We start from the raw sequence: 20349 nt of genomic DNA, 5'->3' as shown, positions 1-20349 counted from the left end.
CATGATGCAGGCCCGGCCTGTGCGGGAGCCGTCAGGCAGGGCCGTCGGGCCGCCCGGTACTGTCGGCGGCGATGGACAAGACGCTGATCGTGACGAACGACTTCCCGCCCCGGCCCGGCGGCATCCAGGCCTTCCTCCACAACATGGCGCTGCGCATGGATCCCGACCGGATCGTGGTCTACGCCTCCACCTGGAAGCGCGGCACGGAAGGCGCCGAGGCCACCGCCGCCTTCGACGCCGAGCAGCCGTTCACCGTCGTACGCGACCGTACGACGATGCTGCTGCCCACCCCGGGGGTCACCCGGCGGGCGGTCCGGCTGCTGCGTGAACACGGCTGCTCCTCCGTGTGGTTCGGCGCGGCCGCCCCCCTCGGGCTGATGGCGCCCGCGTTGCGCGGGGCCGGCGCCCGCAAGATCGTGGCCACCACCCACGGCCACGAGGCCGGCTGGGCACAACTGCCCGCCTCCCGGCAGCTGCTGCGCCGCGTCGGGGAGGGCACCGACACCCTCACCTACCTCGGCGAGTACACCCGGTCCAGGATCGCCGCGGCGCTCACCCCCGAGGCCGCGGCCCGCATGGTGCAGCTGCCGCCAGGGGTCGACGAGAGGACCTTCCACCCGGCCTCCGGCGGCGACCGGATCAGGGCCCGGCTCGGGCTCGCTGACCGGCCCGTCGTCGTGTGCGTCTCGCGGCTGGTGCCGCGCAAGGGCCAGGACACGCTCATCCTGGCCATGCCCGCGATCCTGGCGCGCGTGCCGGACGCGGTCCTGCTCGTCGTGGGCGGCGGCCCGTACGCCGGGCAGCTGAAGAAGCTGGCGGCCGAGACCGGCGTCGAGGACTCCGTGCGCTTCACCGGGCCGGTGCCCTGGGAGGAGCTGCCCGCGCACTACGGCGCCGGCGACGTCTTCGCCATGCCCTGCCGCACCCGGCGCGGCGGACTCGACGTCGAAGGCCTCGGCATCGTCTACCTGGAGGCGTCGGCGACCGGACTGCCCGTCGTGGGGGGCGACTCGGGGGGCGCCCCCGACGCCGTGCTCGACGGTGAGACCGGCTGGGTGGTGCGGGGCGGCTCCGCCGAGGAGTCCGCCGACCGGATCGTCACCCTGCTCCGCGACCCGGAACTGCGCCGGCGCATGGGGGAGCGGGGCAGGGCGTGGGTCGAGGAGAAGTGGCGCTGGGACCTGCTCGCCGAGCAGCTGAAGACGCTGCTCTGACCACGCGCGAGGAGGGGCCCGCACGGTTCGCCGTGCGGGCCCCTCCTTCTGCGTGCGTCCGGGTTCAGCCGCGGTAGAGCGACTCCACCTCGTCCGCGAAGTCCTTCGCCACGACGTTGCGCTTCAGCTTCAGCGAGGGCGTGATGTGACCCGCCTCCTCGGTGAACTGAGCCGCCAGCACGCGGAACTTGCGTACCGACTCCGCCTTGGAGACCGCCGCGTTGCCGTCGTCCACGGCCCGCTGCACCTCGGCCAGCAGATCGGGGTCGTCGCGCAGCGAGACCGCCGTCGAACCGGCCGGCTTGCCGTTCTCCTCGGCCCAGCGGGAGAGGAACTCCTCGTCGAGGGTGAGCAGCGCGCCGACGAACGGACGTCCGTCGCCGACGACCATGCACTCGGCCACCAGGGCGTGCGCGCGGATCCGGTCCTCGATCACCGCGGGCGCGACGTTCTTGCCGCCCGCCGTGACGATGATCTCCTTCTTGCGGCCCGTGATCGCGAGATAGCCGTCCGCGTCGAGCGTGCCGATGTCACCCGTGTGGAACCAGCCGTCGGCCAGCGCCTCGGCCGTCGCGGCCTCGTTCTGCCAGTAGCCGGTGAACAGGTGCTCGCCGTGCAGCAGCACCTCGCCGTCGTCCGCGATCCGCACGACCGAGCCCGGCAGCGGCTGGCCGACCGTACCGATCTTCTGCCGGTCCCACGGATTGAACGCGGTGGCCGCGCAGCTCTCGGTGAGGCCGTAGCCCTCCAGCACCGTGAAGCCGATGCCGCGGAAGAAGTGGCCGAGCCGCTCGCCCAGCGGGGCGCCGCCGGAGATCGCGTACTCGCCGCGGCCGCCGAGCACGGCCCGCAGCTTGCTGAACACCAGCTTGTCGAAGACCTTGTGCTTGACCTTCAGGCCCACCGAGGGGCCCTCGGGCGTGCCCAGCGCGCGGCTGTACGCGATCGCGGTGTCCGCGGCCCGGTCGAAGATCTTGCCCTTGCCGTCGGCCTGGGCCTTGGCCCGCGCCGAGTTGTAGACCTTCTCGAACACCCGCGGCACACCGAGGATCAGCGTCGGCCGGAACGAGGCCAGCTCGTCCGTCAGGTTCTTGATGTCCGGCACGCAGCCGAGCTTGATCGGGGCCATCACCGACGCGACCTCGACCAGGCGGCCGAAGACGTGCGCCGTGGGAAGGAAGAGGAGGACGGAGCACTCGCCGGTGCGGAAGAGGGGCTTGAGCCGCTCCACGATGTTGCCGCACTCCGCGAAGAAGCTGCGGTGCGTCAGCACACAGCCCTTGGGGCGGCCGGTGGTGCCCGAGGTGTAGACGATCGTCGCCGGGTCGTCGGCCTTGGCGCTCACCATGCGCAGGTCCAGCGACTCGTCGGAGACCTCGGCACCCGCCGCGACGAGCTCGCCGACGGCACCCCGGTCGATCTCCCAGACGTGGCGCAGACCGGGGAGCCGGTCCCGCACCGAGGTGACGGACTCCGCGTGGGTCCCGCTCTCCACGACGACCGCGACCGCGCCCGAGTCGCCGAGTATCCACTGGACCTGCTCGGCGGAGCTGGTCTCGTACACCGGCACGGTGACGGCGCCCGCGCTCCAGATGGCGAAGTCCAGCAGGACCCACTCGAAGCGGGTGCGGGACATGAGCGCGACCCGGTCGCCGGGCTGGATGCCCGCCGCGATCAGGCCCTTGGCGGCGTCTCTGACCTCAGCGAGGAACCGGGTCGCCGTGACGTCCGTCCAGACGCCGGCCACCTTCCGGCTCATCACCGCGACATCGGGATGCTGAGCGGCGTTGCGGCGGATGAGATCCGTCAGGTTGCCGTCCGTAGGGACCTCGTACAGGGCCGGAAGGCTGAACTCGCGCAAGACTGCTGCTCCTCATCGGGCTCCGGTTCCACGGCTCTGTGCGACGCACCGGATCGGTCCAAGACTGGCAGATGCTCAGTGGGGTGAGCACGACTGGACTGGCGGGACGTTACCCACCGGTACTCGATTCCGGAAAGGGGGTTCCGGCCAGATGTCTTATGCATCACACATATCGGTGGTCCTTCGGCGCACATTAGTCCACCCGTGTCCCGATCCGGAAGTAATCGCAGGTCCGACGGCCTCTACCCAGAGCAGCGAGCGGAGACCTAGGGTGATCTCCATGGGAGCCGGCACACCGCACAATCAGCACACAACCCCCACTCGACGGACACGCGTGCACGTCGTCAGCGACGTCCACGGGAACACGGAGGCGCTGGCGCGCGCGGGGGACGGTGCGGACGCCCTGATCTGTCTGGGTGACCTGGTCCTCTTCCTCGACTACGCGGACCATTCGCGCGGCATCTTCCCCGACCTGTTCGGCGTCGCCAACGCCGACCGCATCGTCGAGCTGCGCACCGCGCGCCGTTTCGACGAGGCACGCGCCTTCGGCCGTGAGCTGTGGGCGGGCAGGGACCGTAACGCGGCGATCCTGTCCGCGGTGCGCAAGCAGTACGCCGAGATGTTCGCGGTCATGCCCACCCCGACCTACGCCACGTACGGCAACGTCGACGTCCCCGCGCTCTGGCCCGAGTACGCCCATTCCGGTATGACCGTGCTGGACGGCGAACGTGCCGAGATCGGAGGCCGCGTCTTCGGGTTCGTAGGGGGAGGCCTCAGGACCCCCATGAACACCCCGTACGAGATCAGTGACGAGGAGTACGCCGCCAAGGTCGAGGCGCTCGGCCCGGTGGACGTCCTGTGCTCACACATCCCGCCGGACGTGCCGGAGCTGACGTACGACACCGTGGCCCGGCGCTTCGAGCGGGGCAGCCGCGCGCTCCTCGACGCCATCCACCGGACCCGCCCCCGTTACGCGATTTTCGGCCATGTCCACCAGCCGCTGGTCCGCAGGATGCGGATCGGCGTCACCGAGTGCGTCAACGTCGGCCACTTCGCCTCGAGCGGGCGCCCGTGGGCCCTGGAGTGGTGAACGACACGGCCACCGCCCGCGGGCCGGGGCGCGGGCGGGAGGGCCACCGGCACGCGATAGCCTGCACACGGCAGGCCTCTGCCGAACGCGACCGGTACACCGCACTGGAGGGCCACGGCGATGGCTGAACACACCAGCTCGAGCATCACGATCGAGGCGGCACCGGCCGACGTCATGGGAGTGATCGCCGACTTCGCCCGCTACCCGGAGTGGACCGGCGAGGTGAAGGAGGCCGAGATCCTGGCCACCGACGACCAGGGCCGCGCCGAGCAGGTCCGCCTCGTCCTGGACGCCGGAGCGATCAAGGACGACCACGTCCTCGCCTACACCTGGAACAGCCCGTACGAGGTCGGCTGGACCCTGGTCAAGTCCCAGATGCTGCGCGCCCTCGACGGCAGTTACGCACTGGCGCCGCTGGGCGACGGCGACCGCACCGAGGTCACCTACCGGCTCGCCGTCGACGTCAAGATCCCGCTCCTCGGCATGATCAAGCGCAAGGCCGAGAAGGTCATCATCGACCGGGCCCTCGCCGGGCTGAAGAAGCGCGTCGAGTCCGTCCCGAAGGCCTGATCACGTGCGTACGGTCCTCGTCACCGGCCCCGGCGGCGCAGGCCGTACCACCGTCGCCGCGGCGACCGCGCTCGCCTCGGCGCGCGCCGGCCGCCGCACCCTGCTGATCTCCGCGGACGCCGTACCCGCACTGCCCGCGGACACCGAGCACCTGTCCCGCGCGCGCATCGACTCCGCCGCGCACTTCCGCGACGAGCTCCTGGAGCTCCAGGACCGGGCGTCCGGGGTGCTCGACCTGCTCGGCGCCAACCGGCTCGACGGCGAGGAACTCACCGAACTGCCGGGCAGCCCACAGCTCGCCGTCCTGCACGCCCTGCGCCGGGCGGCCGAGGGCGACGGGCCGGAGGCCGGCCACGAGGTCCTCGTCGTCGACCTGCCCCCGCTCCCCGACGCCCTAGCCCTGCTCGCCCTGCCGGGACAGCTGCGCCGCTATCTGCGCCGCCTCCTGCCCGCCGAACGCCAGGCGGCCCGCGCCCTGCGCCCGGTGCTCGCCCAGCTCGCCGGCGTCCCCATGCCCGCGCAGTGGCTGTACGAGGCCGCGGCCCGCAAGGACGCCGAACTGGCCGCCGTCGAGGCCCTCGTCGAGGACAACGCGACCACGGTGCGCCTGGTCGCCGAACCCGGGCAGGCCGCCGGCGAGGCGCTGCGCTCCGCCCGTACCGGACTCGCCCTGCACGGGCTGCGCGTCGACTCCGTCGTGGCCTCCCGGGTCCTGCCCCGGCACTCCGCCGACCCCTGGTTCGCCGACCTGGCCGCCCGGCAGGAGAAGTGCCTGGACCTCTGGCACCAGGAGTGGACTCCCGGCGCGTCCGTACGCGAGACCGCCCACCTCGGCCGCGAGCCGCGCACCGTCGAGGACCTGGCCCTGCTCGCCGAGAACTGCGCGCCGGACGACCGGGCGCCGGGACACGCCGGAGACCCCTGGTGGACCGAGGACGCCGGGGACGGTGTCATCGCCTGGTGCCTCCCGCTGCCCGGGGCGGTCAAGGAGGACCTCGAGCTCGTCCGGCGCGGCGACGAACTCTTCCTCACCGCCGGACCGTTCCGCCGGATCGTCCGCCTGGAGTCCGCGCTGCGCCGCTGCACCGTCTCAGGGGCCGCGCTCACCGACGGTGTCCTGCGTGTCCGGTTCACACCTGACCCCGCCCTCTGGCCCCGGACACAATGAACGGCGTACCACCGTTCGGGTAACGTCGGTAGTACGTGGCCCGCACGGTCACGCAGGCAACCGCGTCGCAGGAGTCCGCCATGAGTGAAGCCACCGATCGTCCCGTCGACGACGACGCGTGGGCGGAGGCCTGCGCCGAGGACCTCGAAGCGGAGAAGGCCCGCCGCCGGGCACAGTACGGGCAGCAGCCGGGGTCCGCCGCCGAGGAGCTGCGCAAACTGTTCGACGTGGTGGCCGACAAGGTCTCCTCGCTGCAGTCGCCACTGCTCGGCATGGCCGCCCAGGGCACCGTCCAGCAGGTGATCCGGCAGGCCAAGTCCGCGGTCGAGCCCGTCATCGAGCGGAACCCGGACCTCTTCGACCATCTCGCCGCCGCGGGGAACGAACTCCTCGCCGCCTACCGCTCCGCCGTCGAGGGCCAGGAGGGCCGCTGGACCCGGGGCACAGAGGGCGCCGGAGGCACCTCGGGCGGCACCGGATCCACCCCCGGCACCGCCAGGAAGGCGGCCGACGACCCCTCCGACCCGCGCGACGAGGGCACCGGCGGCAGCGAACACATCGACCTGGACTGACCGAGGGCAGGAAATACCCGTCCCCGGCTCGGGTACGGTTGGCCGTAGCGGGGCTCGACCGAAACTGAGGGATTCATGGGACTCACCATCGGCGTCGATATCGGCGGCACGAAGATCGCGGCTGGAGTGGTCGACGAAGAGGGCCGGATCCTCTCGACGTTCAAGGTATCGACCCCGCCGACCGCCGAAGGCATCGTGGACGCGATCAGCGCCGCCGTGTCCGGGGCGAGCGAAGGGCACGACGTCGAGGCCGTAGGCATCGGCGCGGCCGGATACGTCGACGACAAGCGTGCGACCGTGCTGTTCGCCCCGAACATCAACTGGCGCCACGAGCCGCTCAAGGACAAGGTCGAGCAGCGCGTCGGCCTGCCCGTCGTCGTCGAGAACGACGCCAACGCGGCGGCCTGGGGCGAATACCGCTTCGGCGCCGGCCAGGGCCACGACGACGTCATCTGCATCACGCTCGGCACCGGCCTGGGCGGCGGCATCATCATCGGCAACAAGCTGCGCCGGGGACGCTTCGGTGTGGCGGCGGAATTCGGTCACATCCGGGTCGTCCCGGACGGCCTGCTCTGCGGCTGCGGCAGCCAGGGCTGCTGGGAGCAGTACGCCTCCGGGCGCGCTCTCGTGCGGTACGCGAAGCAGCGCGCCAACGCCACCCCGGAGAACGCGCCGATCCTCCTGGGGCTCGGCGACGGCACCGTGGAGGGCATCGAGGGCAAGCACATCAGCGAGGCCGCCCGGCAGGGCTGCCCGGTGGCCGTCGACTCCTTCCGTGAGCTGGCCCGCTGGGCCGGAGCCGGACTGGCCGACCTCGCCTCGCTCTTCGACCCGTCGGCCTTCATCGTCGGCGGCGGCGTCTCGGACGAGGGGGAGCTGGTCCTCGACCCGATCCGCAAGTCGTTCCGGCGCTGGCTGATCGGCGGCGAGTGGCGCCCGCACGCCCAGGTCCTCGCCGCCCAACTGGGCGGCAAGGCGGGCCTGGTGGGCGCGGCGGACCTGGCACGCCAGGGCTGACCTCACCCGCAGCACGTCCGACGCCCGTCGCGCCCCATGGGGAGCGGCGGGCGTCCGTCGTATCGTGCCTTCCATGGTCACGAAGCCGATGCCCCTGCCCGACTCCCGTACCGAGCCGGACGGTTCGGCCGTCATCAGAGTGCTCAGCTACAACGTCCGCTCGCTGCGCGACGACACCGAGGCGCTGGCCCGTGTCATCCGCGCCTGCGCACCGGACCTGGTGTGCGTCCAGGAGGCCCCCCGCTTCTTCCGCTGGCGCAAGGCGGCGGCCCGGCTCGCGGCCATGACCGACCTGGTGGTCCTCAGCGGCGGGGCCACGGCGGCGGGGCCGCTGCTGCTCTGCTCCCTGCGGGCCACCGTGGAACGCACCGAGGACATCCTGCTGCCGCTCACACCGGGGCTGCACCGGCGAGGCCTGGCCACGGCGGTCGTACGGTTCGGCGGGGCGCGGACCGGTGTCGTCAGCTGCCACCTCAGCCTCCAGCGCGAGGAACGGCAGGCCCAGGCGGGACTGCTGCTGGAGCGGATCGACGCGATGGGCGTCCCGCACGCCGTCGTGGCCGGCGACCTCAACGACGTACCGGACGGGAGCGCCTTCCGGCGGCTGGCGGGGCGGCTGCAGGACTGCCGGACCGTGCGGCCCTGGGGCGGCGAGCTCACCTTCCCGCCCGACGCACCGCGCAAGCGGATCGACGCGGTGTTCGCGACCGGCGGCATCGAGGTGCTCGGCTGCGGCGTCCCCGAGGACCTGCCCGGCGTCACCGGCGCGGACCTGCGGGCGGCCACGGACCATCTGCCCGTGCTGGCCGCCCTCAGGGTGCCCGCGGGGAGCTGAGCCTGCCCGGGGGCGGGTCAGACGACCGCGCCGCGCCCCGGGTCGTCGTCCTCTTCGTCGTCGTGGGGCATGCGCGCCACCAGGGTGGCGAACCCGCCCAGAAAGCCGCCGATGGAGAGAGTGGTGAGCCACCACGTCATCTCCCACTGCATCAGCACCGCGACCAGCATCAGCACCGGACCGCCGACGACCGCGAGCCAGGCGAACTTGGCCGTCACGTCGGCCTCGGGAAGCGGCGGCGGCTCCGGCGGGACGAAGTGTCCCTCCTCGCTGTCGTCCGGATCGTCGACGTCGCTGTCCTCGGGCTCCTCCAGGCCGTAGTCGCGCGGGCCCGCGACTCCGGGCGCGAAGACCACCGAACCGCCGAGCGGCTTCTTCTCCGGCGGCCCGCCGGACGTCTTCCCGCCCACGCCCTTGTCGGCGTCGTCACCCGCGCCGGACTCCGGAGAGGGTTCCAGGACGTTGACCTGGTCGTCCTCCAGCAGGGCCAGATCCTCGATCGACTTGAACGGCTTGGCGCCCGGCGGGTCCGGCGGCTCCTCGCCGTACCCCGCGACGATCGCCTCCCAGGCCGCTGCCTCGTCGAGCCGGGCCCCCTCCGCGCCCTCGGGGGCAGCCGTTCCTTCCGTGGGGCGCGGTTCGCGCTCCTCGTCACTGCCCGCGCGCTCCGCGTCGTGCTCAGCCACCGGACGTGCTCCCCTTCTTGCCAGCGTCGGTTGCGAGGCGGTCGATGAACCGGTAGCTCTCGTCGAAGATCCGCTCCGCATCGTGGTCCAACGTCGCCACGTGGTAGCTCTGTTCCAGGAGGATCTCCTCGACGTCCCTGGACGAGACCCGGCTGAGGATCCGCGCCGAGTCGGCCGGCGGCACGACATGGTCCTGCGGACTGTGCAGCAGCACGATCGGCTGGGTGACCTGCGGCAGATCGGCGTCGACCAGCCGGAAGAACGCCCGCACGGAGTGCGCGGCGTGCAGCGGCACCCGGTCGTAGCCGATCTCCTCGGCACCCTCCAGCGCGATGTCGCTGGTCAGCCCCTTCGTCGTCCGCACCACATGGCGGGCCACCGGCAGGGCGTACGCCGAGAGGCCGTGCACCTTGTTCGCCGGGTTCACCAGCACCAGGCCCGTGATCTCGTCACCGTGCTTCGCGGCGAGGCGCAATGCGAGGGCGCCGCCCATGGAGAGACCGAAGACGAAGACCTGCTCGCACCGCGCCCGGAGCGCCCGCAGCTCACGGTCCACCTCCGCGTACCAGTCCTGCCAGCCCGTGACCGCCATGTCCTCCCAGCGTGTGCCGTGGCCGGGCAGCAGAGGGAGCGACACGGTCAGTCCGCGCTCCGCCAGATAGCCGGCCCAGGGGCGCAGGGACTGCGGCGAACCCGTGAATCCGTGACAGAGGAGGACGCCGACCTCTCCGCCCTCGTGGCGGAACGGCTCGGCTCCAGGGAGGACCGGCACCGGGGTCTCCTGTTCATGAAGCGGGGCGGGGGTGCGGGGGGCGTGCAAAAGGATTACTTCACCGTACGCGACCGGACCGACACCGACCAGGGCCGTCACCGCCCGAGCGGCCGTCACCTGCGGGGCGTCCGCGAGGGACACCGTCCCGAGCGGGCGGGGGAGGCCGCGGCCCCACAGGCTAAGGTCTCATCGACGGCACACAGGAGGCACCCGAGTTGATCTACGGCGCAATGAAGTTCTCCATCGGCGGCTCTCTGAAGCTCGCCTTCAGGCCGTGGGTGGAGGGCCTGGAGAACATCCCCGTACACGGGCCGGCGATCCTCGCGAGCAACCATCTCTCGTTCTCCGACTCCTTCTTCCTGCCGGCGGTCCTCGACCGCAAGGTGACCTTCATCGCCAAGGCGGAGTACTTCACCGCCCCCGGAGTGAAGGGGAAGCTCACCGCCGCCTTCTTCAAGGGCGTCGGACAGCTCCCGGTGGACCGCTCCGGCGGTCGCGGCGCGGGCGAGGCGGCCGTCAGGGCCGGCATCCAGGTCATCGAGAGCGGGGGGCTCTTCGGTATCTACCCGGAGGGCACCCGGTCGCCCGACGGCCGGCTCTACCGGGGCAAGCCCGGCGGCCTCGCCCGGGTGACCCTCGCCACGGGTGCGCCCGTCATCCCCGTGGCGATGATCGACACGGAGAAGATCCAGCCCCCCGGCCAGGTGATGCCCAAGCTGATGCGGCCCGGGATCAGGATCGGCAAGCCGCTGGACTTCAGCCGCTACCAGGGCATGGAGGGTGACCGGTTCATCCTGCGCTCGGTGACCGACGAGGTCATGTACGAGATCATGAAGCTCTCCGGCCAGGAGTACGTGGACATCTACGCGACCGCGGCCAAACGGCAGATCGCCGAGGAGGCGAAGAACAAGGGGCCGCAGAGGCCCGGCGGCGCGTAGGAGCGCCGCCGGCCGCCCGGAACGGGCAGCGTGGCAGGGGCGGGAACCGGGGGAGGGGACGCAGGGACATGGCCGGGCGTGAACGAGTCGTACGGATGTCGGTCGAGCAGCCGCTGTGGCGTGCGCTGACCGCGTACCGCGTGCTGACGCTGATCTACGCGGCGCTGCTCGCCGGCTTCGGCCGTGACAAGTGGGAGCGCCCCTGGGTCGCCGTGGCCTTCCTGGCGTTCCTCGCGCTCTGGACGCTCGTCACCCTTCCCAGGGTGGCCAACGCCGCGAGCTGCACGAAGCGCTTCCTCGGCCTGGACCTCACGGTCGCCCTGACCGGCATCCTTCTGACCCCGCTGGCCGACTTCGACGCCCAGCACATGGACGGCCCGACGCTCCCGTCGATCTGGACCGCGGGCTCGGTCCTCGCCTTCGCGCTCAAGGGCGGCTGGCGCTGGGCGGCCTTCGCCTCCACCCTCGTCGCCGCCGCCAACATCGTCGAGCGCGGCGAGCCCAGCGAGGACACCTTCCACAACGTGCTGCTGGTCTGGGTCGCCTCCATCGCCATCGGCTACGTCGTCGAGGTGGCCCGGGCCAGTGAGCGCACCCTGGCGCGGGCCCTGGAGATCGAGGCCGCCACCCGGGAGCGGGAGCGGCTCGCCCGCGACATCCACGACAGCGTCCTCCAGGTCCTGGCCATGGTCCAGCGGCGCGGCACGGCCCTGGGAGGCGAGGCCGCGGAGCTCGGCAGGATGGCCGGGGAGCAGGAGGTCGCCCTGCGGACCCTGGTCTCCAGCGGTCTGGTGCCGACGACCCGGGTCTCCGAGGACAGCGCCGAGGGCGCGGTGGTCCGCGCGGTGGAGATCCCCGAGGAGGAGAGCGCCGAGGCCGACCTGCGCGCGCTGCTCGCCCCGCACGCCGGATCCCGGGTCACCTTCGCGGAGCCCGGCGCCCCGGTGGTGCTGGCGGCCGGTGCGGCGCGTGAGCTGGCCGCCGCGGTGAGCGCCGCGCTGGACAACGTCCGGGTCCACGCGGGGCCGGACGCCCAGGCGTGGATCCTGGTCGAGGACGAGCCGGACGAGGTGATCGTCACGGTCCGGGACGACGGCCCGGGCATCCCGGAGGGCAGACTCGACCAGGCGGAGGGGGAGGGCCGGCTCGGCGTCGCCCTCTCGATCCGCGGGCGGCTGCGCGATCTGGGCGGCACAGCGGAACTGATCTCGGTCCCGGGCCAGGGCACCGAGGTCGAATTGAAGGTCCCGAAGGTTTCACGGGGGAAGGCAGGAACGGCCCGATGAGTACACCGCAGACACAGGCAACCGAGGAACGGGCCATCAGGGTGATGGTCGTCGACGACCACCCGATGTGGCGCGACGCCGTCGCCCGCGATCTGGCCGAGTCCGGCTTCGACGTGGTCGCGACCGCCGGCGACGGGCCGGGCGCCGTGCGCCGGGCCAGGGCCGCAGTGCCGGACGTCCTGGTGCTCGACCTGAACCTGCCGGGGATGCCCGGCGTCCAGGTCTGCAAGGAGCTGGTCGGATCGCACCCGGGGCTGCGCGTCCTGGTGCTCTCCGCCAGCGGCGAGCACGCCGACGTCCTGGAGGCCGTGAAGTCCGGCGCCACCGGCTATCTGCTGAAGTCGGCGAGCACCCAGGAGCTGACCGACGCCGTACGCGCGACCGCGGCCGGCGACCCGGTCTTCACACCGGGCCTCGCCGGACTGGTCCTCGGCGAGTACCGCCGGCTCGCCTCCGACCCGGCCCCCGCGGCCCCCGACCAGCCGAAGGTCCCGCAGCTCACCGACCGTGAGACCGAGGTCCTGCGGCTGGTCGCCAAGGGGCTCTCGTACAAGCAGATCGCCGAGCGCCTGGTCATCTCCCACCGCACCGTGCAGAACCACGTCCAGAACACCCTGGGCAAGCTCCAGCTGCACAACCGGGTGGAGCTCGTCCGCTATGCCATCGAGGCCGGCCTCGACGACGCCTGACGGACAACCGGCGCGTACGGCAACGGAATTGACCGTCCGACCCATCCCGGAGTGACCTGGGTCACCATTAGCGTGGCCCGTAGCGAGCTCACTTCGGCGAAGGGATGCTTTCATGCGGGTCGGAGTACTGACCGGGGGCGGCGACTGCCCCGGGCTCAACGCGGTCATCCGCGCGATCGTCCGCAAGGGCGTGCAGGAGTACGGCTACGACTTCACCGGGTTCCGCGACGGCTGGCGCGGCCCCCTGGAGGGCGTGACCGTGCCGCTCTCCATACCGGTGGTGCGGGGCATCCTGCCGCGCGAAGGCACCATCCTCGGCTCTTCCCGGACCAATCCGTTCGACGCCGAGTACGCCGGCCAGGGGGTCCGCCGCATCAAGGACAGCCTCGCCAAGTACGAGATCGACTCCCTGATCACGATCGGCGGGGAGGACACCCTCGGCGTCGCGGCGAAGCTGTCCGACGACTACGGCGTCCCGTGCGTAGGCGTTCCCAAGACCATCGACAACGACCTCTCGGGAACCGACTACACCTTCGGTTTCGACACCGCCGTCTCCATCGCCACCGAGGCCATCGACCGGCTCCACACCACGGCCGAATCCCATATGCGGGTACTCGTCGTCGAGGTGATGGGGCGCCACGCGGGCTGGATCGCGCTCCACTCCGGTCTGGCCGGCGGGGCCAACGTCATCCTCATCCCGGAGCAGCGCTTCGACACCGACCAGGTCTGCGAGTGGGTCACCTCCCGCTTCCGGGCGAGCTACGCGCCGATCGTGGTGGTGGCCGAGGGGGCGGCGCCCGCGCGGGGGGAGATGATCCTCAAGGACGACTCCCACGACTCCTTCGGTCATGTCCGGCTCTCGGGTGTGGGCGAATGGCTGGCCAAGGAGATCGAGCGGCGCACCGGCAAGGAGGCCAGGACCACGGTCCTCGGGCATGTCCAGCGCGGCGGCACGCCGAGTGCCTTCGACCGCTGGCTCGCCACCCGCTTCGGGCTGCACGCCATCGACGCGGTCCACGAGGGTGCCACCGGGGTGATGGTCGCCCTCCGGGGGACGGACATCGTCCGGGTGCCGATCGCGGAGGCGACGGCACGCCTGAAGACGGTCGACCCCGCCCTGTACGCGGAGGCGGGGGTCTTCTTCGGCTGATCCGCTTCCCGGCCGGTCCCGCTCCGGCCGGGCGGCGCCCTGGGGGCGCGGGTCGTATATTCGCGAGGACCGGCCCCGCCCCCTCTTCCGGGAGACGTCGTGGAAATCCTGGCATTCGGCGTGCAGTCCGACGAGAAGCCACTGATCGAGAAGGCCTTCGCCGGCCTGCACGAAGTCCGCTGCCTGGACGTCTTCCTCACCGAGGACACCGCCCCGATCGCGGCCGGCTACGAGATCATCTCCACCAGCGTCAACGCCGACCTCGGCAGCCGCGTCCTGCAGTCACTCGCGGCGGGTGGTACGCAGATGATCGCCCAGCGCTCCACCGGCTTCAACAACATCGACCTCGACGTCGCGGAACGTCTCGCCCTGCGCGTCGCCCGCGTCTCGTACTACTCGCCCCACTCGGTCGCCGAATTCGCCTGGACCCTGGCCATGGCCGTCAACCGCCGCATCGTCCGCGCGGTGGGCCGCACCCGGGACTTCGACTTCCGGCTCGACGGGCTCCTCGGCCGGGACATGCACGGCCGCACGGCGGGTGTGGTCGGCACGGGGAAGATCGGTGAGGCGTTCACCCGGATCGCCCATGGCTTCGGCATGGAGCTGCTCGGCTGGGACGTCGCCGAGAATCCCGCCTGCACCGCGCTCGGCATGACGTACGTGGACAAGGAGCGCCTCTTCGCCGAGTCCGACCTGATCAGCCTCCACGTGCCCCTGCTGCCGGCCACACGGCACATCATCGGCGAGGAAGCCCTGTCCTTGATGAAGGACGACGCGATCCTGGTCAACTCCAGCCGGGGTGGCCTGATCGACACCCGCGCTCTCGTCACCGAGCTGCGGACCGGCCGTTTCACCGGTGTGGGGCTCGACGTCTACGAGGCCGAGGCAGGGCTCTTCTACGTCGACAAGTCGATGGAGGGCATCGACGACGACACCCTCGCCCGGCTCGTCACCTTCCCGAACGTCATCGTGACCTCGCACCAGGCGTACTACACGCGCGACGCGGTGGGGCAGATCATCGACGCCACGGTGCGGAACGTCACCGACTACCTGGCGGGCCGCCGCAGCGACAACGTCCTGGTCCCGGCGCTCCCCGCGCGATAGCCCGCGTGCCCCTTCGCCTGCTCCTTCAGGAACGCGCCCGCGTACGCCGCTGTCTCCTCCTCCGAGCCGCAGGGGGAGTCCCCGCCGGCCGCACCGTCCGTGCCGTCCGCACCCTTCAGCTGGGCACGGGCAGCGCCGCCAGCAGCCCGGTCACGATCGCGGCGCCGCGCAGCGTCAGTACCGACTCGGGGTGGAACTGCACCGAGGCGAAGCCCCGGCCCCGCAGCGCGTGCAGCTCACCGGAGGCCGTGTCCCGGCTCGCCTCGATGCCGTGCGCGCTCAGCTCCGTGGCCGCCGCCTCGTCGCAGAGAGCGGTGAAGCTGTTGTAGAAGCCGACCGTCTCGGGCCTGCCGAACAGATCGATCCGGGTCTGCGCCCCCTGGTACGGCACGGCCTTCCGCGCGATCTCCAGGCCCAGCTCCGCCGCGATCAGCTCATGGCCGAGGCAGACGCCGAGCAGCCCGTGGCGGTGCTCCCGCACCAGCTCGGCGGCCAGCCCGCGCAGCAGCCGCATCTTCGGATCGGCCGTGTCCCCCGGGTCGCCGGGCCCGGGCCCCAGTACCACTGGCCCCTCGTGCGCCCGTACGGCCTCCCGGAGCCCGGGCTCGTCGTACCGGCGCACCGAGACCGTGAGGCCCGAGGAGCGCAGCAGATGGGCGAGCATCGCGGTGAAGGTGTCCTCGCCGTCCACCACCAGCGCGTGACCGGACAGGTCCTGCGTGCGCTCCTGCATCCGCAGCCAGAAGGGGGCCAGACCACCGCGGCGGTCGTCCAGCGCCGCCCGCACCCGCGGATCGGACGCCAGCCGCGGGCGGTCCGCCTCCGCCTCGGGCCGCCCCGGCCTGACACCCAGCGCCGCGAGCACACCGGCCGCCTTCGCATGGGTCTCGGCGACCTCCCCCGCCGGGTCGGAGTGGCGTACGAGCGTGGCCCCGACCGGCACCCGCAGCCGGCCGGACGCCGAGATGTCGGCGGTGCGGATCAGGATCGGCGAGTCCAGCGTCTGCGCCCCGCCCGGCTCCCGGCTCACCAGCGCGAGGGCGCCCGCGTAGTAACCGCGGCCCCCCGGCTCGTACCGCTCGATCACCCGGCAGGCGTTCTGGACGGGGGAGCCGGTGACCGTGGCCGCGAACATGGTCTCCTTCAGGACCTCGCGCACGTCCAGTGAGGAACGCCCCCGCAGCTCGTACTCCGTGTGCGCGAGATGGGCCATCTCCTTGAGCCGGGGCCCGACCACCACGCCGCCCATGTCGCCGACGGTGCACATCATCTTGAGCTCCTCGTCGACCACCATGGAGAGCTCCTCGGTCTCCTTCCGGTCGCCGAGGAAGGCCAGCAGGCTCTCCGCGGTCGGCCCCTCGGCCGGGTAGCGGTAGGTCCCGCTGATCGGGTTCATCACGACGGTCCCGCCGGACATCCGCACATGGACCTCCGGGCTGGCGCCGACCAGCGTCCGGTCCTCCGTGTGGACGACGAACGTCCAGTACGCCCCGCGCTCGCCCGACAGCAGCCGCCGGAACAGCGCCAGCGCGTCGGCTCGGCCGAAACCGGGGATCTCGCCGCCGAAGGTCCGCCGGATCACGAAGTTCGCGCCCTCGCCCTGCCCGATCTCGTCCTCGATGACCCGCCGGACGATGCCGGCGTACTCCTCGTCCGGGACGTCGAAGGCGCCGCCCTCGACCCGCACGTCATGGCCGGGAAGGTGCGCGAGCACCTCGGCCAGCGGCAGCTCGTACGCCTCCCCGGCGACCAGCACGGAGAGCGGGGTGCCGTCGTCCCGTACGTCGAAACCGCGCTCGGCGATCTGCCGGAAGGGCACCAGGGCCAGCGAGGGCAGATCGCCCACCGGGATGTCGGCGAGCCGCTCCACCTCCCGCACCTCACCGGTCAGGACCTCGACGACGTCGTGGTCCCTGCCGGGCGTGCGCCTGCGCAGCAGGGCGAAGGGCGGGGAGTCGTCGCGGAGCAGCATGGACAGCAGGTCGAGGGCACGGCCGGGCGTGGGCCGGGACATGGGCTCGGGCATGGGCTCGGGCATGGGCGTTCCTTCCTGATGAGGAACGGCTCCCGGCTCAGAAACGCAGAGAAGGCCGCCCCTCGGGCGGCCTTCGCGGAGTCTGTACGCGCGATGAATCAGCGGGCCGCCGGATGAGCGGTCCACCACCAGTTCTGGGTTGTCTGCGCGAACATGCCACGTACCTTAGCGGACGGGGTGGACAAACGAGCGCGCGTCTCATTTGCTGAGCGGGCGGACGGGGCGCGCTCGCCGACCCCGTAATGTTGTCAAGGTGACCGTGAACGCCAATACCTCCGTCGCCGGTGGCCACACCTGGCGAGACCTTCCCGCGGCGCAGCAGCCCGAGTACCCCGATGCCGAGGCTCTGCGCGACGTACTCGCGGACCTCGAGTCGTATCCTCCGCTCGTCTTCGCAGGCGAGTGCGACCAGCTGCGCGCCCGTCTGGGAGCCGTCGCCAAGGGCGAGGCGTTCCTGCTGCAGGGCGGCGACTGTGCCGAGGCCTTCGACGCCGTGTCCGCCGAGCACATCCGGGCCAAGCTGAAGACGCTGCTCCAGATGAGCGCCGTCCTGACGTACGCGGCCTCCGTGCCGGTCGTCAAGATCGGCCGGATCGCCGGGCAGTACTCCAAGCCGCGCTCCAAGCCGACCGAGACCCGCGACGGCGTGACCCTGCCGACCTACCGCGGCGACTCCGTCAACGGCTTCGAGTTCACCGAGGCGGCCCGGATCCCGGACCCCGAGCGGCTGAAGCAGATGTACCACGCGTCCGCTTCCACGCTGAACCTGGTACGCGCGTTCACCACCGGTGGTTACGCCGACCTGCGCCAGGTGCACGCCTGGAACCAGGACTTCGTGAAGTCCTCGCCGTCCGGGCAGCGTTACGAGGCCCTGGCCCGCGAGATCGACAACGCGCTGAACTTCATGAAGGCGTGCGGCACGGACCCGGCCGAGTTCAAGGCGGTCGAGTTCTACGCCTCGCACGAGGCGCTGCTGCTGGACTACGAGTCGTCGCTGACCCGCACCGACTCGCGCACCGGACAGCTGTACGACACCTCGGGCCACATGGTCTGGGTCGGTGAGCGCACCCGCCAGATGGACGGCGCGCACATCGAGTTCGCCTCGAAGATCCGCAACCCCATCGGGATCAAGCTCGGCCCGACGACCACCGTCGACGAGGCGCTCGGCTACATCGACCGCCTCGACCCCGAGCGCGAGCCCGGCCGGCTGACCTTCATCGTCCGCATGGGCGCCGACAAGGTCCGCGACAAGCTCCCCGAGCTGGTCGAGAAGGTCACGGCGTCCGGCGCCAAGGTGGTGTGGGTGACCGACCCGATGCACGGCAACACCTTCGAGGCCGCGTCCGGCCACAAGACCCGCCGCTTCGACGACGTCCTCGACGAGGTCAAGGGCTTCTTCGAGGTCCACAAGGAGCTCGGGACGCACCCCGGCGGCATCCACGTCGAGCTCACGGGCGACGACGTCACCGAGTGCGTCGGCGGCGGCCACGAGATCTTCGTGGACGATCTGCACCAGCGCTACGAGACGGCCTGCGACCCGCGCCTCAACCGCAGCCAGTCCCTCGACCTGGCCTTCCTGGTCGCCGAGATGTACCGCGACCAGTAGGGATCACCCCTGGTGACGCACGTGGGGCACGGATCGATGTGATCCGTGCCCCACAGGCGTACCGGGGCTTTTGCGTGCGGGGGCTCGCGGGTAAGGTTAGGTTAGCCTCACCGACAATTCGGGACGGCGCAGCGATCGACCCGTCGGGAGGTGAACCGCATGTACGTCTGCTCCTGCTTCGGCATCACGGAGGACCAGGTCAAACAGCATGCGGACGGCGGAGCGTGCACGCCTCGCCAGATCGCTTCCGCGTGCAAGGCCGGCACCGACTGCGGCGGCTGCGTCCGCAGGATCCAGGCGCTGCTCGGCCGTGGCGACTGCCCGCGCCGTGAGCTCGTCGAGGGACGTACGGCGCCGGAGGGCGCCCCGGCCGGTGCGCCCGTCGCTCTCGGCACCACGCCGGACGTCCGGCTCTCCGACGCCGCCTGAGAATTCCTCGCGGACCGCGCGGAAGCTTGTCGGAGCCCGTGGATCAGCTGTCCGGCTGCTCGATCAGCTGGGCGATGTAGAGCGGTTCCCCGAGTTTCTCGACCAGCTCCAGCTGGGTGTCGAGATAATCGATGTGGTGCTCCTCGTCCTCGAGGATGGACTCGAAGATGTTCGCCGAAGTGATGTCGCCCTTGCCGCGCATCACCTCGATGCCGCGCCTGAGGCGGTCGATCGCCTCCACCTCGACCTGGCGGTCGGCCTGGAACATCTCGGTGACCGTCTGACCGACCCGCACGTGGAAGAGCCGCTGATAGTTGGGCAGGCCGTCCAGGAACAGGATCCGGTCGGTAAGGATCTCCGCGTGCTTCATCTCGTCGAACGATTCGGCCCGCGTGTACTTGGCGAGCTTCGTCCAGCCGAAGTTGTCCTGCATCTTCGCGTGCAGGAAGTACTGATTGATGGCAGTCAATTCGGCGGTCAGCTGTTCGTTCAGGAACTCGAGGACCTCGGGGTCGCCCTGCATCGCAGAGGCTCCTTCCAACCGGTGAACTGGGCACGTTTGCGCGCATCCTCGCATCGCACCATGCCGCCGTCCAGTAAGTGCATGCTTAGTATGAGTTGCCCGAATCGACTCTCCCCTGGTCATGACCACCCCTGCCTGTCTGTCACCATGGAGGCATGGGTCAGCCGGAAAGCCGGAAACGCGGCACAGCAGAGCAGTCCGGGCTTCCACCGGGGCAACGACTGCAGCGCGGCTGGCCGGTCACCCATTACGGGCCCGTGCCCAAGTTCAAACCGGACCGCTGGGAGTTCAGGGTCTTCGGGGCCACGGCCGACGGTGACAAGCACTGCTGGAATCACCAGGAATTCACGGCGCTCCCCTTCTCCTCCGTCGTCGCGGACCTCCACTGCGTGACGAAATTCAGCATGCTCGGCGCCGAATGGGGCGGAATCCTGGCCCGCGAGGTGGTGGAACTGGCACCTCCGGCGCCCCACGTCACCCATGTGATGGTCTGGGCCGAATACGGATTCAGCTCGAACCTCCGGATCGCCGACTTCGCGTCCGACCGGACGCTGTTCGCCACCCATAAGGACGGCGAACTGCTCACCGCCGAACACGGATTCCCGCTGCGCCTCGTCGTGCCGCATCTGTATGCCTGGAAGGGGCCCAAATGGGTCCGGGGCATCGAATACATGTCGGCCGACCGCCGTGGCTTCTGGGAGGAGCGCGGCTACCACAACATCGGCGACCCGTGGAGCGAGCAGCGCTACTCCTACCAGGAGGAGCCCGGGGACGGCCCCGAGCTCTGAGCGGTCCGCCGGCCCC

21 protein-coding genes are annotated in these 20349 nt (G+C 71.2%); 15 read left to right on the top strand and 6 right to left on the bottom strand.

Annotated elements, in window-relative coordinates:
* The first annotated feature begins 71 nt into the window (after window positions 1–71).
* Entirely contained in the window at window positions 72–1214 is a 1143-nt protein-coding gene (locus ACIP63_RS01930; RefSeq protein WP_401510500.1) for a glycosyltransferase family 4 protein, read from the top strand.
* Between the two features lie 64 nt (window positions 1215–1278).
* On the opposite strand, the gene ACIP63_RS01925 is transcribed toward ACIP63_RS01930, so the two are convergent.
* Window positions 1279–3075 (bottom strand): AMP-dependent synthetase/ligase, encoded by a 1797-nt coding sequence (locus ACIP63_RS01925; protein ID WP_401510499.1) that lies wholly within the window; start codon window positions 3073–3075, stop codon window positions 1279–1281.
* Window positions 3076–3355: 280 nt separating this feature from the next.
* On the opposite strand from ACIP63_RS01925, the gene ACIP63_RS01920 reads away from it, so the two are divergent.
* The 6 genes from ACIP63_RS01920 (at window position 3356) to ACIP63_RS01895 (ending at window position 8327) form a co-directional block, all read left to right on the top strand.
* A complete protein-coding gene (locus ACIP63_RS01920) occupies window positions 3356–4165 on the top strand; it encodes a metallophosphoesterase (protein WP_401510497.1) in 810 nt (269 codons plus the stop codon).
* A gap of 120 nt (window positions 4166–4285) precedes the next feature.
* A complete protein-coding gene (locus ACIP63_RS01915) occupies window positions 4286–4735 on the top strand; it encodes an SRPBCC family protein (RefSeq protein WP_073747652.1) in 450 nt (149 codons plus the stop codon).
* Between the two features lie 4 nt (window positions 4736–4739).
* Window positions 4740–5903, top strand: coding sequence for an ArsA-related P-loop ATPase (locus ACIP63_RS01910; RefSeq protein ID WP_401510495.1), 1164 nt, complete (start codon window positions 4740–4742; stop codon window positions 5901–5903).
* An 80-nt stretch (window positions 5904–5983) separates the two neighbouring features.
* On the top strand, window positions 5984–6475 hold the full coding sequence (locus ACIP63_RS01905) for a DUF5304 domain-containing protein (RefSeq protein ID WP_401510493.1): 492 nt from the start codon (window positions 5984–5986) through the stop codon (window positions 6473–6475).
* Between the two features lie 75 nt (window positions 6476–6550).
* Window positions 6551–7492, top strand: coding sequence for an ROK family glucokinase (locus ACIP63_RS01900; RefSeq protein WP_099176282.1), 942 nt, complete (start codon window positions 6551–6553; stop codon window positions 7490–7492).
* A gap of 73 nt (window positions 7493–7565) precedes the next feature.
* Complete coding sequence (locus tag ACIP63_RS01895) at window positions 7566–8327, top strand: endonuclease/exonuclease/phosphatase family protein (protein ID WP_401510491.1); 762 nt, start codon at window positions 7566–7568, stop codon at window positions 8325–8327.
* 17 nt (window positions 8328–8344) lie between these two features.
* Here the strand turns inward: ACIP63_RS01895 and ACIP63_RS01890 are convergent, their stop codons facing one another.
* Together ACIP63_RS01890 and ACIP63_RS01885 are read right to left on the bottom strand one after the other, a co-directional pair.
* Entirely contained in the window at window positions 8345–9013 is a 669-nt protein-coding gene (locus ACIP63_RS01890; RefSeq protein ID WP_401510489.1) for a hypothetical protein, read from the bottom strand.
* On the bottom strand, window positions 9006–9785 hold the full coding sequence (locus ACIP63_RS01885) for an alpha/beta hydrolase (RefSeq protein WP_401510487.1): 780 nt from the start codon (window positions 9783–9785) through the stop codon (window positions 9006–9008). Before ACIP63_RS01885 ends, ACIP63_RS01890 begins: the two co-directional genes overlap by 8 nt.
* Before the next feature lie 215 nt (window positions 9786–10000).
* Between ACIP63_RS01885 and ACIP63_RS01880 the strand changes: the two genes are divergently transcribed.
* From ACIP63_RS01880 to ACIP63_RS01860, 5 genes are all read left to right on the top strand, one after another.
* Window positions 10001–10723 carry a lysophospholipid acyltransferase family protein gene (locus ACIP63_RS01880; RefSeq protein ID WP_401510485.1) on the top strand — a complete coding sequence of 241 codons (723 nt, stop codon included), beginning with the start codon at window positions 10001–10003 and terminating at the stop codon, window positions 10721–10723.
* Between the two features lie 68 nt (window positions 10724–10791).
* Window positions 10792–12009 (top strand): MacS family sensor histidine kinase, encoded by a 1218-nt coding sequence (macS, locus tag ACIP63_RS01875; RefSeq protein ID WP_401510483.1) that lies wholly within the window; start codon window positions 10792–10794, stop codon window positions 12007–12009.
* A complete protein-coding gene (locus tag ACIP63_RS01870; protein WP_401510481.1) occupies window positions 12006–12698 on the top strand; it encodes a response regulator in 693 nt (230 codons plus the stop codon). Before macS ends, ACIP63_RS01870 begins: the two co-directional genes overlap by 4 nt.
* 112 nt (window positions 12699–12810) lie before the next feature.
* Window positions 12811–13848, top strand: a complete 1038-nt coding sequence (locus ACIP63_RS01865; protein ID WP_401510479.1) for a 6-phosphofructokinase — start codon at window positions 12811–12813, stop codon at window positions 13846–13848.
* Window positions 13849–13947: 99 nt separating this feature from the next.
* Window positions 13948–14952 carry a 2-hydroxyacid dehydrogenase gene (locus ACIP63_RS01860; protein ID WP_401510477.1) on the top strand — a complete coding sequence of 335 codons (1005 nt, stop codon included), beginning with the start codon at window positions 13948–13950 and terminating at the stop codon, window positions 14950–14952.
* A gap of 115 nt (window positions 14953–15067) precedes the next feature.
* On the opposite strand, the gene ACIP63_RS01855 is transcribed toward ACIP63_RS01860, so the two are convergent.
* Both ACIP63_RS01855 and ACIP63_RS01850 read right to left on the bottom strand, forming a co-directional pair.
* Complete coding sequence (locus ACIP63_RS01855) at window positions 15068–16966, bottom strand: anthranilate synthase family protein (RefSeq protein WP_401512232.1); 1899 nt, start codon at window positions 16964–16966, stop codon at window positions 15068–15070.
* Window positions 16967–17085: 119 nt separating this feature from the next.
* Window positions 17086–17142: a trp operon leader peptide gene (locus ACIP63_RS01850; protein ID WP_124277238.1), complete on the bottom strand. Its 57-nt coding sequence runs from the start codon at window positions 17140–17142 to the stop codon at window positions 17086–17088.
* A 104-nt stretch (window positions 17143–17246) separates the two neighbouring features.
* On the opposite strand from ACIP63_RS01850, the gene ACIP63_RS01845 reads away from it, so the two are divergent.
* Window positions 17247–18593, top strand: coding sequence for a class II 3-deoxy-7-phosphoheptulonate synthase (locus ACIP63_RS01845; RefSeq protein WP_187355852.1), 1347 nt, complete (start codon window positions 17247–17249; stop codon window positions 18591–18593).
* A gap of 159 nt (window positions 18594–18752) precedes the next feature.
* A complete protein-coding gene (locus tag ACIP63_RS01840; RefSeq protein WP_401510475.1) occupies window positions 18753–19022 on the top strand; it encodes a bacterioferritin-associated ferredoxin in 270 nt (89 codons plus the stop codon).
* Between the two features lie 43 nt (window positions 19023–19065).
* Here the strand turns inward: ACIP63_RS01840 and bfr are convergent, their stop codons facing one another.
* The gene (gene bfr, locus ACIP63_RS01835) at window positions 19066–19545 is read right to left on the bottom strand and encodes a bacterioferritin (RefSeq protein ID WP_356707303.1); all 480 of its coding nucleotides are present in this window, start codon (window positions 19543–19545) and stop codon (window positions 19066–19068) included.
* A 155-nt stretch (window positions 19546–19700) separates the two neighbouring features.
* Between bfr and ACIP63_RS01830 the strand changes: the two genes are divergently transcribed.
* Window positions 19701–20333, top strand: coding sequence for a sulfite oxidase-like oxidoreductase (locus ACIP63_RS01830; protein ID WP_401510472.1), 633 nt, complete (start codon window positions 19701–19703; stop codon window positions 20331–20333).
* Window positions 20334–20349: the final 16 nt, after the last annotated feature.

The sequence above is a fragment of the Streptomyces sp. NPDC088746 genome (genome assembly GCF_044751065.1).
Taxonomy (GTDB): domain Bacteria; phylum Actinomycetota; class Actinomycetes; order Streptomycetales; family Streptomycetaceae; genus Streptomyces.
The sequence above is the reverse complement of the archived record's forward strand: the minus strand, read 5'-3'. Positions and strand labels throughout refer to the sequence as shown.